Origin of the sequence: Streptomyces actinomycinicus, from assembly GCF_016741775.1 — a bacterium.
GTDB lineage: Bacteria > Actinomycetota > Actinomycetes > Streptomycetales > Streptomycetaceae > Streptomyces > Streptomyces actinomycinicus.
In genome coordinates, this window is record NZ_JAERRK010000002.1 from 21,176 (window position 1) to 35,320 (window position 14,145).

The 14,145-nt window shown below is 70.8% G+C and carries 11 protein-coding genes; 3 read left to right on the forward strand and 8 right to left on the reverse strand.

Features of this window, described 5'->3' with window-relative positions:
• Positions 1-22: 22 nt before the first annotated feature.
• Genes JK359_RS04115 through JK359_RS04125 form a run of 3 tightly spaced genes read right to left on the reverse strand, consistent with a single transcriptional unit; the run spans position 23 to position 4,267 of the window.
• The gene (locus tag JK359_RS04115) at positions 23-442 is read right to left on the reverse strand and encodes a nuclear transport factor 2 family protein (protein WP_201831724.1); all 420 of its coding nucleotides are present in this window, start codon (positions 440-442) and stop codon (positions 23-25) included.
• A 13-nt stretch (positions 443-455) separates the two neighbouring features.
• Positions 456-1,424: an NAD-dependent epimerase/dehydratase family protein gene (locus JK359_RS04120; RefSeq protein WP_201831726.1), complete on the reverse strand. Its 969-nt coding sequence runs from the start codon at positions 1,422-1,424 to the stop codon at positions 456-458.
• 44 nt (positions 1,425-1,468) lie between these two features.
• Entirely contained in the window at positions 1,469-4,267 is a 2,799-nt protein-coding gene (locus JK359_RS04125) for a non-ribosomal peptide synthetase (protein ID WP_201831731.1), read from the reverse strand.
• A gap of 837 nt (positions 4,268-5,104) precedes the next feature.
• On the opposite strand from JK359_RS04125, the gene JK359_RS04130 reads away from it, so the two are divergent.
• Positions 5,105-5,875 carry a helix-turn-helix transcriptional regulator gene (locus JK359_RS04130; RefSeq protein WP_307787993.1) on the forward strand — a complete coding sequence of 257 codons (771 nt, stop codon included), beginning with the start codon at positions 5,105-5,107 and terminating at the stop codon, positions 5,873-5,875.
• Positions 5,876-5,954: 79 nt separating this feature from the next.
• Positions 5,955-6,737: a LuxR family transcriptional regulator gene (locus JK359_RS04135; protein ID WP_201831733.1), complete on the forward strand. Its 783-nt coding sequence runs from the start codon at positions 5,955-5,957 to the stop codon at positions 6,735-6,737.
• Positions 6,738-6,829: 92 nt separating this feature from the next.
• Here JK359_RS04135 and JK359_RS04140 read toward each other — a convergent pair whose 3' ends face one another.
• From JK359_RS04140 to JK359_RS04160, 5 genes are all read right to left on the reverse strand, one after another.
• A complete protein-coding gene (locus tag JK359_RS04140; protein WP_201831734.1) occupies positions 6,830-7,048 on the reverse strand; it encodes an MbtH family protein in 219 nt (72 codons plus the stop codon).
• A 21-nt stretch (positions 7,049-7,069) separates the two neighbouring features.
• Positions 7,070-8,056 (reverse strand): 2,3-diaminopropionate biosynthesis protein SbnA, encoded by a 987-nt coding sequence (sbnA, locus tag JK359_RS04145; RefSeq protein WP_201831735.1) that lies wholly within the window; start codon positions 8,054-8,056, stop codon positions 7,070-7,072.
• Between the two features lie 4 nt (positions 8,057-8,060).
• Positions 8,061-9,098: a 2,3-diaminopropionate biosynthesis protein SbnB gene (gene sbnB / locus JK359_RS04150; RefSeq protein ID WP_201831736.1), complete on the reverse strand. Its 1,038-nt coding sequence runs from the start codon at positions 9,096-9,098 to the stop codon at positions 8,061-8,063.
• A gap of 269 nt (positions 9,099-9,367) precedes the next feature.
• Complete coding sequence (locus JK359_RS04155) at positions 9,368-9,901, reverse strand: hypothetical protein (protein WP_201831737.1); 534 nt, start codon at positions 9,899-9,901, stop codon at positions 9,368-9,370.
• Positions 9,902-9,997: 96 nt separating this feature from the next.
• Positions 9,998-11,050: a polyprenyl synthetase family protein gene (locus tag JK359_RS04160; RefSeq protein ID WP_201831738.1), complete on the reverse strand. Its 1,053-nt coding sequence runs from the start codon at positions 11,048-11,050 to the stop codon at positions 9,998-10,000.
• Between the two features lie 416 nt (positions 11,051-11,466).
• Between JK359_RS04160 and JK359_RS04165 the strand changes: the two genes are divergently transcribed.
• The gene (locus JK359_RS04165) at positions 11,467-13,641 is read left to right on the forward strand and encodes an MMPL family transporter (RefSeq protein ID WP_201831739.1); all 2,175 of its coding nucleotides are present in this window, start codon (positions 11,467-11,469) and stop codon (positions 13,639-13,641) included.
• The last annotated feature ends 504 nt before the right edge of the window (positions 13,642-14,145 follow it).

Below are 14,145 nucleotides of genomic sequence, written 5' to 3' on the forward strand. Positions count from 1 at the left end.
CGGTCCCGGCCGGGCGGCCGGCTCAGCTCTCGATGAGCCGGTGCAGGAGGACGGTGTCGAAGACGTCCTCCATACGGACGGCCCGGCCGCCCCGCAGCGTCCAGGCGTGCACGAACTTCAGCCGCTCGGTCCGCCCGCTGAGCGACGTGACGTCGCGGGAGCCGAACACCACGACGCGGTCGCCGGACTCCACGAACTCCTCGGGATACAGGCGCATCCCGCCGAGGACCGCGGGCACCCGGGACAGGAACTCCCTGACTCCCTGGTGACCGACGCAGGTGCCGCCGAGGCCGTAGTCGGCCATGCCGTCGGGGTGCACCCACTCGACCTCCGGGTCGAGGACGTCCAGGAGGGCGGCGGAGTCACCGGCGCGGAACGCTTCGTAGGCGGCCTGGACCAGGGCGAGCCGGGGTGAGCACTCGCGGGCGGGGGTGGGATTCACTGGTTGACGCTCCTCAGCGGTGGGCGGGCACGCGGACGTGGTCGGGGAAGTGGGCCAGCAGGGTGCGCCGGATGCCGTCGCGCCAGCCGACCGCGCAGGGCCCGGTCAGCGCCCGGCGCAGGGTGGGGTCGAACTGGTAGGTCTCCCTGGTGACCGCGCTGGGGACGAGATGCGCCTCGACGCCCGTCAGTTCTTCCATGAAGCGGATGCAGTCGGTGATGCCGACGGCCTCGTCGCCGCCCCAGTTGACGAGCGTCGCCGGGGTCTCGGCGGCTCGCCACAGCGAGGGGACCTGGGCGACCAGGTCGTCGGTGTGCAGCAGGGAGCACCAGTTCTGCCCCTCCAGGGGGACGGCGATGGGCTCACCCGCCAGCATGCGCTTGAAGTACAGCATCGGGACTCCGCCGTAGCCCCCGGGGCCGTAGGCGATGTTCAGCCGGGCGATGGTGGTGGGCAGGCCGAGGACCTGGGCGAAGGCGCGGACCGCGCCCTCGGCCGCGAGCTTGGCCACCGGATAGGCGGGCAGCCAGTCGGCGACCCCGTCGACCGGATCCGTCTCGGTGTAGCGGTGGTCCAGGGACTGCCGGGCGTACACCGCGCCGGTCGACACGTACAGGAAGCTCTCGGCCGCCCGGCAGTGGGTCATCAGCCGGCCGGCCGCCACCGAGTTCGCTTCGACGGCCGCGTTGAAGTCTCCGTCCTCGCCCCGGCGGACGGCTGAGTGCAGGACGTGGGTGAAGTCGTCCGGTACGTCGGCGAGCGTGTGGTCCGACGGGTCGGTCATGTCCCAGTACCGGGTGGTGATGGACCGCTCGTTGAGCCGGCGTTCGACGCCCGGGGCGCCGAACCGCCCCAGGCACCAGACCTCGTTGTGTTCCGCCAGCGCCTCGGCCACCGGCCGGGCCACCTGGCCGGTGCCGCCGGTCACCAGGATCTTCTTGCCCCTCAAAGCCGCTGTGCGGTCCTGCTGACGCGTGTGCATCGTGTCCCCCCGGTGTGTGGTGTCGTCGGTTCGCCGGTCATGGTTCAGTGGCGGTCGTGGCCCCGGGCCGCGGCTCTTGCGGCGGCGGTGCGGTCGGCCTCTTGCAGGGCGCGGTCGAGTTCGCCGCGCAGGATCCCCTGGAAGGCGGCGACGTGCCGGGGGCCCATCAGGGTGTAGTGCTCGCCGGGCACGTCGATGTAGCGGTTCGGTCCGGTCGTGTGTTCGTCCCAGCGGCGCAGCTCGTCGCGGATCCAGGCTTCTTTCGTGCCGCGCAGGGGCGTCGCGCTGAAGACGCTGACCGAGGGCACCGAGCCGCTCGGTTCGTAGCCGCGGCCGAGGTCGGTGAGGGAGTCGGCCAGTGCCGCCCAGTCCCCGAACTTCTTCTCGTCCATCCGGAGGGAGGCGAGGCGCTGCGGGTCGGCCTCGGCCAGCAGCGCGCCCGGCTGCTCCTCCTGCCGCATGCCGCGCAACCGGGCGGGCAGCTCCAGGGACTGCCGCTTGTCGATGAGCCCGAGAAAGAAGGCCAGGTTGACGGCGGTCTCGGTGAAGTCCAGTTCCTTCATGCGGTACTTGATGTGGGGCGGCAGGTTGAAGCTGCCGACGAAGTCGACCCGTTCGCCCTGGGACATGAGCACCTTGGCGATCTCGAAGGCAACGGCGGCGCCGAAGGAGTAGCCGGCGACGGCGTAGGGGCCGTGCGGCTGCCGGGCCCGGATGGCCTGGACGTAGCAGTCGACCATCTCGTCGAAGGTGGCGAAGGGCTTCTCGTGGGCGCCGAAGCCGCGGGCCCGCAGGGCGTGGAACGGGCGGTCGCCCGCGAAGTACCGGGCGAGGCTGACGAACACCAGGACCTCGCCGACGCCGGGGTGCACGCAGAACAGCGGGGTCTTGGTGCCGCCGGTCTGGAGGGGCACCAGCGGGTCGTACACGGCCGGTGCGGGCGGCTGCCCTCCGGTGAGACGGGCGGCGAGGGCGCGGACCGTCGGGGCCTTGAGGACGGTGACGACCTCCGGACGGACCCCGCCGAACCGTTCTGCCAGCTTGCTGCACAGGCGCAGGATGTCCAGGGACGTCCCGCCCAGGTCGAAGAAGTTGGCGGTGGCGCCGACGGCGTCGGGCTCCATGCCGAACAGCTCGGCGTAGACCTCCGCGACGGCGTGCTCGGCCGGCCCCTCGGGCGCGACGTGCCGGCCGAGCATCTGGACGGAGAGTGCGGCCACGGCCCGGCGTGCGGCGTCGTAGGCACCGGCTGCGAGCCGCTCGCGCATGAGGGCGCGCCGGATCTTGCCGAGGCTGGTCTTGGGGAAGGCGTCCTTGGGCAGCGGCAGGACGAGCGCCGGTCTGAATCCCCAGTGGCCGACCACGGCGCTGCCGACGGCTGTCACCACCCGGTGCAGCGCCGCGTCGTCGGCGTCCGGGACCTCGGGGTGGAAGGCGATCACCAACTGCTCGGTGTCGCTGCCCTCCGGGCGGACGGGAAAGGCCGCGCAGTACGATCTCGCCACTCCCTCCAGCGTCTCCAGGACGCTCTCCAGGTCGTGGCTGTAGTAGTTGACGCCATTGACGATGACGCTGTCCTTGCTGCGCCCCACGAGCGTGAGCCGCCCGTCGTCGATGCGTCCGAGGTCGCCGCTGCGGAACCAGCCGTCGGCGGTGAACGCGTTCCGCGTGGCCTGCTCGTCGTTGTGGTAGCCGGGGGTGATCACGGGCCCGTACAGCTGGAGTTCCCCCACCTGGCCCGGGGCCAGCACACGGTCGTCGGAGCCGGCGATCCGGATGTGCACACCGTCGATCGGGGTGCCCAGGCTGGCGAACTCCTGGCCCCGGTCCACGTCGGGGAAGGCCGCCCGGGAGTAGACGCTGCCCGCGCAGGTCTCGGTCATGCCGAAGGCCGGCCACAGGGTGTCGCGGGCGAGGCCGTGCGGCGCGTACGTGTCGAGGAACGCCTCGCCGGTGGTGCGTACGACCGCCTCGCCGCCGCTGATGATCTGGCGCACCCGGGACAGGTCGAGGCGTTCACCGGTCCCGCTCAGCCGTGGTGCGGCGGCGTTGAGGAGGCCGAGCAGGAAGTTGGGGGTGAAGCTCATGGTGACGCCGTGGCGCGCGATGAGCCGGAGGAACTCCAGGGGTTCCCCGAGGATCACCGGAGCCGCCACGTGCAACTGCCGGCTGCCGGTGGAGAGCGGCAGCAGGTGACATTCGAGGAGGGCCGCCACATGGTCGAAGGAGACCCAGTTCAGCGTGGTGTCGGCGGCGGTTAGCCGGTGGGGGCCGTTCTTGCCCGCCATCGATGCCAGCAGGTTGGCGTGACTGAGAACGACAGCCTTGGCCGCGCCCGTCGACGCCGATGTCAGCATGAGGACGGCGGTGTCCTCGGGCCGCGCGGTGCCCGGGGTGGCGGGCGGGACCTCGGACAGCCGTCCGAGGGAGAAGGCCACGTACTCCTGAGCCGGGGGGAGTTCGGCGGCGAGTGCGTCGCTGGTGACGACGAGGGGGCGGCCGAGGAGCCGGTCCACGTGGGCGAGGTGGGCGGCCCAGCGGTCGGGGTCGCCGCGCAGGGGCGCCACGGGGCAGGGCACGAAGCCGCCCAGGACGGCGGCCCAGAACGCGGTGAGGAACTCCCGCGGCTCCTCGAGGATCAGTACGACCTCGTCCTGCGGCCGCAGGCCCTGCGCGCGCAGCACGCCGAGCAGCCGCAGGGCGTCGTCGAGCAGTTCGGCGTAATTCTGGTCACGGTATGCGGCGTCCGCACCGCCCAGGCAGTAGCGGATACCCGAGTCGGGGTGCTGCTGTGCGGCATGCAGAAGCAGGTCGGCGACGTTCTGCGGCGCTGCGGTGCTCAAGGGATTCTCCGATACCTCAGGATGCGGCAGGGCGTGCGGCCCCGGCCGGTGTCGAAGGATGGAAAGGACAGAAGTTCCGTGAGCTGCCACTTCACAAGGCCATTCACGAGTCCGGCGCCGGCAGTGGGCGGAACTATTGGGGACGCTATCGGCGCAGCGGCCACCGTCCGGGACGGTGGTTATCGACAGGGAAATTCTTCATGAACCGAGCCACGAGGGCTTCGGGCCGGCGCTACGCGGGCGGCTCAATGATCACGGGGCCGGATCCGGCAGTATCTGATATATATCCGAGGCGGACCGTAATGCCCCGTATGGAATTCTCCACCCGGGTGCGCAGTCTCCCCCGCCGCCAGCCGGGCGGTGGGCGGAAGGAGTGCTCTGGGTGGGTGAAGGACGCGTCGTCACAGGGTCACCGTAGGCAGGAAAGTGCCTTGTGGGGCGGCCGTATGACCCCTAGTTGACAGCCGCACAGCACTAGGTGATGAGGCACCTACCCTGTGCGACCGAAGTGGTAATCGAGTCTTCTGTTTTCAGAGCGCTACTGCAACTTGGTGACACCCGCCGACAAGTCCTGTTATCAATGGTATGGAGTCCCCGTTGAGCCGACTCCAAATCCATGCCGCTCAGCCGCAAGTTGACTGAATCCGATCACTCGTTCTAGTGTCTGTCCGGTTCGAGCTAATTACTGCCCGCCCAGCGGCGGCCGCGAGCCAGGTTATTTAATGTGCAACCGGTTCACGGTCCCCGTAGCGCCCTCGACCTTGCCGAACAGGCACGGAACGCGGAGCGGAAAACGGCAGGCAAGGTCTGAACACACGGGGGATACACGAATTGGACGTGATAGTTGAACCGCCGGCCCTGCGCACGACGGGCGGCTGGGCCGGTGGCCACGCCGCTCATCTGGAGCACGCACTGCTCCAGGCCAGGGCCCTGATCGAATCCACGGTGTCGATGCACCGTGAGCGCCAAGCCCTTCCCAGTCCCGTGGCGCGCAACAGCGTCGCCCAGCTCGGTGACGCCATGGAGCAGCTCATCGGCCGCGCCCGGCACTCCGTCGCCATCGCCCTCACCGGCCCCGGCGAGTTCACCGAATCCGCCCTCCGGCTCCTTGCCCGCGGCCCGGCCCGGGCGACCGTGCGGGTGCTGTGCACCACCGACGCCACACAGGTCTCCGCCGACCGGCTCCGCCGGCTCCCGCAGCCGCGTCTCGACGCACGCGTCACCGACAGCGAACTGCGCAGGGTCCTCGTGGTCGACGGCACGGTCGCGCTCGTCCAGGCGCCCGGACACGCGCCCGACGGGCAGTTCGCCGTCGTCCACGACACCGCCGCCGTACGTGCCCTGGAACTGCTCTTCGCCGGGGCCTGGTCCGGCAGCCGCGGCCTGGCGGACCACCTGCGGCTCAGCCCCCGTCTGCGTACCGAACTCGTCCGGAACATCCTGGAGCGGCTGCGCGCGGGCCACACCGACGAGGCGGCCGCCCGCGAGATCAACGTCTCCCTGCGCACCTACCGGCGGTACGTCGCCGAGATCATGCGGGAACTCGACGCCAACTCGCGTTTCCAGGCCGGGGTTCGTGCGGTGGAGTACGGCCTGCTGTCGGCCTGACCGGACAGGGTCATCACCGGGTGGGCGACCCCGCGCGGGCGCCCACCCGGCCCAAGGGGAACGGGGAGAGCGAGAAGACGTGTCCGATCGTCCCGAGGACGAACTGGAACAAGCGCTGCTGGAAGTACGGGCACTCATCGAGTCGTCCGTGGCCATCCACCGCGACCGCAGCGCACAGGAACAACTCATCACCGCCGTCGAGAACGACTACGCCGCCGTCCTCGACACCGCCCGTACTCTGATCCGGGGGGCCACCCGCAGCATCGACATCGTCCACGCGCGGCCGCCGAGCGCCTCGGACCGGGCGGCACGCCCCTCGGACCGAGCCGAACGGGAGCTGCTCTACGCCGCGGCGGAGGGGGTGGGGGTGCGCCTGCTCACCATCCCGCCGCTGCTCGACGAGGAGTTCGTGCGCGAGCAGTTCGGCAGGCACCGGCCGGTGGCGGTCCGCGTGTCGCGCATGCCCCCGCTGCAGGCGCTCATCGTCGACGGCAGCGCCGCGCTCGTGGTGGCCGACTCCTCCGTCGGGCGCCGATCCTCGGTGATCCGGGTGCCCGAGGTGCTGCACACCCTGCGCACGTTCTTCCAGAGCGTGTGGAGCGACGCCGTGCCCGCGGGCGAGACCGTCGTCTTCGGTGACCGGGACCGTGCGGCACTGGCCCAGCGGATCCTGGGCGCCCTGCAAGCCGGGGTCACCGACGAGGTCGCCGCCCGCGAACTGACCGTCTCGGTGCGGACCTACCGCCGCTACGTGGCGGAGATGATGTCGCTGCTCGGCGCCAGCTCCCGCTTCCAGGCCGGGGTGCGGGCCGCCGAACTGGGCCTGATCCCGGCGCCGAGGCCGGGGTCCGCGGGCCGCTGACGCGCATCGGGCGGTCGGGCCCTCTGTGGGCGCCGGGGAGGGAACCCGGCGCCCATGTCCACGTGTGCCCGTACGCCGGGCCGGGCGGCCCGTCAGCCCGCCTGCCGCGCCATCGCCGCGATCAGGCTCTTGGGCCGCATGTCGGTCCAGTTCTGTTCGATGTAGTCCAGGCAAGCCTGCCGGCCGTCCTGCCCGTACACGGTGGTCCATCCCTGCGGTACGTCGACGAAGGCGGGCCACAGAGAGTGCTGGCCCTCGTCGTTCACCAGGACGTAGTAGCCGGCATCCTTGTCCTCAAAGGGATTCGTCATGGTTGATTCGCTCCGTTCCGGTCAGTGCGTGTACTGCTCGTGCTGGGAAAGGCCGTCCAGGACGTCCGAACCGTAGAATTCCCGCACCCAGTTGGTGTGATAAAGCGTGTCGAGATAGCGCTCGCCGAAATCGGGGGCGATCGCCACCGCGGTGACCTCGCCCCTGGGCCGGTGCTCCGCGAGCCAGCGGCTCGCGCCGGCGATGACGGTTCCCGTCGAGCCGCCGAACAGGAACCCGGTCCGGGCGAGCCGGTGGCAGGCCCGGACGGTCTCCGCCTCCGGCACGTGCACCACGTGGTCCACGAAGGACTCGTCGAGCAGCTGCGGCCGGACGCCGGCGCCCAGGCCCGGAATCATCCGCAGGCCGGGCGGGGTACCGAAGGTGACGGAGCCGACGCTGTCCACCGCGACGACGGTCACCCGGGGATTGGTCTGGCGGAAGTACCGCGCGCAGCCCATCAGGGTGCCGGTCGTGCCGGCACCGATGAACAGCACGTCCAGATCCGGGAAGCGGTCCGCGATCGCGGGCGCGGTCCTTCGGTAGTGGGCCTTCCAGTTGTTCGGGTTGGCGTGCTGGTTCAGCCAGACGTACCGCGGGTCGGCCGCGCACTGCTTGGCCACGTAGTCCAGGCGGGCACCGAGCAGCCCCCGTTCCGGGTCCTCCTCGGTGATCACCTTCACCCGGCTTCCCATGGCCTCCATCAGGAGCCGGGTGGCCAGGTTGCACCGGGCGTCGGTGACGCACTCGAAGGCGTAGCCCCGGCTCGCGGCGATCATGCTGAGGGCCACGCCCAGGTTGCCGGACGAGGACTCGATCAGGATCGAATCGGGGTTCAGCAGCCCTTCGCGCTCGGCGGCGTCCACCATCTCGGTGGCCGCCTTGATCTTGATCGAGCCGGCGAAGTTGAAGCCCTCGCACTTGAGGTAGACCGGCAGGTCCATGGTCGCGTGCAAACCGAGGTACAGGTCCTCCTGAATGAACTCCTCAGGAACGCTGACGATGGGCAAGCCCTCAGCCCCTCGACCCGTAGCGGCTGAGTTCGTGGAAGAAGCCCGGCACCACCGTCAGCTCGCCGGCGGCGTCCACTTGGTCGTACACGTGCTTGCCGAGCGCGAGATCGAGGACGCCCAGACCGAACGGCGAGAAGACCAGCGGCCTGCTTCCGTCGTGCCCGGGCGCCCGCCCCGTCAGGACGTCGTACAGGGTGCCGTGCAGGAAGTCACGGTTGCCGCTGAGCTGTTCGGCCAGGTGGGGCGAGGTGTCGGCCTTGAGACAGTGCTCGACGTCGTCGACGATGTTGGTCGAGGCCAGCACGATCTCCGGGGACAGGTCGCGCAGCGAGACGTGCAGGACCAGCGGATTGTGGGCGAACCACGCGGGCTCCGTGACGTGCGGGGCACCGGCCACGGTCGCGAAGACCACCAGGTCCGACTGGCGGATCAGGTCCTCGGCCCGCTCGTGGATGGCGACCTTTTCGCAGCCGGTGCCGCGGAGGTAGTCACCGAACCCCGCGGCGTGCTCGGGCGCCAGGTCGTGGACCCCCACCTCGTCGAACGTCCAGCCGTTCGCGGCGAGGTAGGTGTGCACGTACCGGGCGATCAGCCCCACGCCGAAGAAGCCGATCCGGCGCGGGCGGCCGTGCTCCCGGGTGAGGACGTCGGCGGCCAGCGCCGCCGAGGCGGCGGTACGCGCGGCGCTGATGATGGACGATTCGAGACAGGCGATCGGGTATCCGGTGTCCCGGTCGTTGAGCAGCAGCACCGCCGAGGCCCGGGGTATGCCGGCGGCCACGTTCTCCGGGAAGCTGGAGATCCACTTCAGGCCGTCCACCTGGCTCCCGCCGCCGATCGACGCGGGCAGCGCGATGATGCGCGCGCTCGGACGGTCCGGGAAGCGCAGGAAGTAGGAGGGCGGGTTCACCGTGTCGCCCTCGCCGTGCGTCCGGTAGGCGGCCTCGATCAGCTTCGTCACCTGCTGCTCGTGCCCAGTGAGCACCCTGTCCACTTGGGCGCCGGAAATCACCGCGAACGGCGGCACGTGTCCTTGCATGGATTCCACTCCATCCTCGCGGGGGCGGCCCGGTCCGTCGCCGACCCCTCGATGGGGAATCCGGACCGGGCCACTGGCATCAGTGCCATCGATTTCGGCCGACCGAATCGCTCGTCACCACCGCGGAGTTGAGGCCGGGCCCCCGTTCGGTCGACATGGGTCAAACCCTAGATATCAACCGGCCGCAGCGCCTTCGTCCATTGAAGACCTCTATATACATGTCAAGGAACCGGTGGAGTCCGGGACGCACGTGCGCGCCCCGCGGCCGCTCAGCGGTGCTCGAGCAGCCCTTCCGGCACGGAAGCCGGGGCACTGCGCCGCCGACGGTGGTACGCGACCGCCGACACCGCGAGGAGGGGAGCCCAGGCGAGCAGCGGGGTGTAGCAGACGACGAGGAGGACCGACTGCGCCCTGGTGTCGGTGAGCGCGCCGTCCGCAAGATTGCCGCCCTGGACGAAACCGACCAGGAGGCTCAGCGCGAACAGGAGGGACGCGCCGACGAGCGCCGGCACCACCGCCGCGAGCGGGTGGACCGGCCGTCCGCCGATCACCGGGATCCAGCGCGGCACGACCTCGCCCCACGGCTGCACCAGGCCGAGCGTCAGCAGGGCCAGCCCCTCCGTGACCGCCGTCAGGACCAGGACGTACGCCACGCCCCAGCCTGTGCGCACCGGCTCGGAGGTCACCGGGAGCCCGGCGGCGAGAGCGATCCGCCACAGCCCCGAGGGCAGGGTGATCAGCGGTACGGCGTAGGCGGCGCGGACGGCCCAGCGCGGTACGTCCGGACTTGTCTTCCTGAGCATGCGGTCCACTCTCGTCGCTGTCGCGCCCCCGCGCCTCAGCCTCGGGCGGTATCCGCCTCCCCCGTTCGGCGGAGGCGGGCCGGCACCCCTGAACGGTCACCCCGGCCGGAGCTGTCCCGTGCGCCGGGCGACCACGTCGCACAGTGCGTCCAGGGCCCGAGACGGCGGCCCGGGAGGCAGCCGGTCCAGGACCGAACGGGCCTGGACGAGCCGCTCCTCCATGAGACTGCGGGCCCGGGCCATGGCCGGGGACCGCCGCAGCAGTTCGAGTGCGCGCTGGTGGGCCGCGCCCGCCAGCCCCGACGGGGCCCCCAGCAGGGCCCGCAGTTCGTCGTCACGGGGGTCGTCGCCGGCCCGGACGAGCAGGACGGGCAGGCAGGCCACGCCGACCGCCAGGTCCTTGCCCTGTTCCTTGCCGCTCAGCGCGGACGGCGAGGTGATGTCGAGCAGGTCGTCGGCGATCTGGAAGGCCACACCGAGGTGTTCGCCGTACTCGGCGAGCACGTCGGCCACGGAGGCGGGCGCCCCGGCCTGGAGCGCGCCGAGCCGCAGCGCGAGGGACATCAGGGCCGCCGACTTGTCGGAGACCACGCTGAAGTAGTGGGCCAGCGGGTCGTCGTCCGCGTCCGGGCCGAGCAGTTCCCGCATCTGGCCCCGCACCAGCCGCTCGGAGGCCTCGGCGTGCAGTGGCAGGGTCTGCGCCACCAGGCCGGCGGACAACCGGGCGGAGGTGGCGAGCAGCCAGTTGCCCGCCCTGACGGCGACGCAATCGCCCCAGCGCACGTTGACGCTGGGCACCCCGTGCCGGATGCGGGCCTGGTCCATCACGTCGTCGTGGTAGAGCGAGGCGACGTGGACCAGCTCGGAGATCACGGCGGCGTCCACGACGCCCGGCGCTCCCGGCTCCGCGAACTCGGCGGCCACGAGCGTGAGCAGCGGACGCAGCCGCTTGCCGCCCGCCGCGACGAGATAGCCGACCACCTCGGCCACCCGCGGGTCGGCCGCCCTCGCGGCACACTCCAGGAGCCGCTCCTCGACGCGGCCGAGACCGGCGGCCAGACGGTGTTCCAGCTCCTCCTCCCGCAGCGCGATCCGGAAAAGCACCGAACTGCCGCGCGCCTTCGCGACCGGCGTGGCCACCTGCGACATCTGCCCCTCCTCCGGGGCGCGTCTGCGTCGTCACGGCCCACCACGCCGAACGGTAGGAAGGGGGCGTCCGGCCGGGACAGGGAATCCACCTCCGCTGTCCGCAAGAGGACAGCTCGGGGACGTCCGGCGGGCGCGGGCCCCTCGGCGGGGGCGGCATTCGGCCGGAAGTTTCCCCCCAGCTGTCAACAACGTGTCGATCATCCCGCTCGGAGCCTGCAATTCCGGGTTGACGCGTGAGACTTGACGGGCAGCGCCCGAACCCGGCCACGACTCCAGCGGCGTGCCCGCGTGCGCCGGTGCCGTGCGCTGCCTCCACCCCGCGTTGTGTCGCCGCCGTCCGAACACCGGGCGGCCATAGGTGCTGCCATGCCGCAGTCCTGCAGCCGCGCACCACCATCCCTTTCCAAAGGAGCGTCATGTTCGGACGGATAGGCCGGTTCTCCGTCAACCGGCCTTGGCTGGTCATCCTGGCCTGGATCATTGCCGCGGTCGCGCTGGCCACCCTGGCGCCCCAGCTGAAGTCCAGTACCGACCAGGCCGACTTCCTGCCCTCCCGGTACGAGTCGGCCCAGGTCACGAAGATCCAGGAGAAGGCGTTCCCGCAGCAGGAGACCCCGGCTGCCGTGGTGGTCTTCCAGCGGACCGACGGCGGCGAGCTGACGGCTGCCGACAAGGCCACGGTCGCCAAGGTGGCCAAGGAGTTCCAGGCGAAGCACTACGAGACCTTCGACAAGGTCCTGACTTCGCCCGAGGCGGTCTCCAAGGACGGCCGGATGGCGCTGGCCAGCGTCGTCTCCGCCGAGAAGGACCCGGCCACCGACGAGGGCCTGGAGTCGGTCCGCACCCTGCGTGAGGACGGCAAGGAGCAGCTCCGGGGCAGCGGCCTGAAGATGGGCGTCACCGGCCCCACGGCCCTGGCGCTCGACGCCAAGGAAGCGGCCGGCGACACCGACGCCATGATCATGATGGCGACGCTGCTCCTGATCATCGTGCTGCTCGGGGTCATCTTCCGCAGCCCGCTCATCGCGCTGCTGCCGGTCCTGACCATCGCGCTCATGTTCATCGTGGCCAACGGCGTGATAGCCACCGCCAGCGAACTCTTCGGCCTCGAGGCGGACAGCAGCAACTCCGCGATCCTGATCGTGGTCCTCTTCGGTGTCGGCACCGACTACATCCTGTTCCTGCTGTTCCGGTACCGGGAGCACCTGCGCGAGGGCCGTGAGCCCAAGCAGGCCCTCGTCGACTCCGTCTCGCGCGTCGGTGAGACCATCGCCTCCGCCGCGGGCGCGGTGATCGTCGCCTTCCTGGCCCTGCTGTTCTCCACCATGGGCAACCTGCGCGCGATGGGGCCGTCCCTCGCGATCTCCGTGGCCGTCACCCTCGTCGCCGCGCTCACTCTGGTGCCCGCGGTCTTCTCGCTCCTCGGCACGAAGGCGTTCTGGCCGTCCAAGGCGTGGAAGCGGGCCCCGAAGAACCGTCTCGCCGGCAACGTCGGCAACTTCGCCTCCCGGCGCCCCGGCCTGGTCGCCGCCGCCTCCACGGGCCTGCTCGCCGTGCTCGCCATCGGGGCGCTCGGCTTCAAGCCGGGCTTCGACCAGGAGAGTTCGCTCCCCAAGTCCCTGGAGTCGATCCAGGCCAACGCGGATCTGCAGAAGAGCTTCTCGGCGGGCGAGACCGAGCCGAGCCTGGTGTTCGTCACGTCGCGTGGGGGTGCACCGCTCGACAAGACCGCCCTCGACTCGTTCCGGCAGTCCGTCGCGAAGGTGTCCGGCGTCGGTGAGGTCTCCCCGGCCCGCCTCAGCCCCAAGGGCGACGTCGCCCAGTACAACGTGGTGCTGAAGTTCCGGCCCTCCTCCGACGGGGCCATCGACCTGGTCTCCGGACCCCTCAGGGACGCGGTGCACGAGAACGCGCCCGAGGGTACGCAGGCGCTGGTGGGAGGAAAGACCGCCGTCCTCGCCGACATCGAGGACGCCGTCAAGCACGACTACAAGCTGGTCTTCCCGATCGCCGCGCTCGCCATCCTGCTCATCCTGGGGCTGCTGCTGCGCAGCGTCGTCGCCCCGCTCTACCTGATGCTCGCCGTCGGTCTCGGCTTCGCCGCGACGCTGGGCTCGGCGGTCTGGCTCTTCCAGAACGTCAAGGGCGAGGACGGGATGCTGTTCTCCCTGCCCATCGTGGTGTACCTCTTCGTCGTCGCCATCGGAACCGACTACAACATCCTCATGGTGGCGCGGCTGCGCGAGGAGGTGCTCAACGGCAGGTCCACGGCCGAGTCCGTACGTCTGGCCGTCTCCCGGTCGGCCCCGACGATCGGCTCGGCCGCCGTCATCCTGGCGGGCACCTTCGGCGTCCTGATGCTGGCGGACAACTCCATGCTGCAGCAGATGGGCTTCGCCGTGGCGTTCGGCATCCTGCTGACCGCGTTCGTCATGGCGCTGCTCCTGGTGCCCACGCTGACCGGACTGATCGGCCCGAGGGCCTGGTGGCCCCGGAACCGGACCGGACAGCACTCCGGCGAGCCCGAGCAGTTCCTCGCCGGGCCTCACCAGGAGGAGCAGGAGCCGGTGCCCACCGGCAGCGGCTCCTGACCCGGCCGCACGAAGAGCCGAGCGTACGAAGGGCCGGCCGTACGAACGGCCAAGCGCACGAACGGCCAAGCGCACGAACGGCCGAGCGCACGAACGGCCGAGCGCACGAAGGCCGGGCAGCCCCCTCGGGGCCGGCTGCCCGGCCCGGCCCTTGCGCGTGCCGTACGACCCCGCGCACTCCAGGCGGCGCGCCGTACCGTCCGCCATGGGCGCATCTTGCTGCCACGGAAGGACCATTGGTCCAGATCGGTGGTTAATCTCCCGCGGTGTCGGCTCCTCGGCGCAGGACGGTCGAGAGCTGATCGCATCGTTCTCGACGGTTCCTCAGTGTTGCCGACGGACAGTGGCCGACAAGCCGCGGTCGGCTTGACGACGAAAGGAAGTGATGAGAGCGGTGGACCACCGGTGGGTGCCCTCCGGCCCGGACGAGGCGAGGCCCGGGGACCGTCGTGCCTCCTGCGGAAGTGCGGGCGAGGGCGCAGCGACAGCGGAGACGGTCGCACG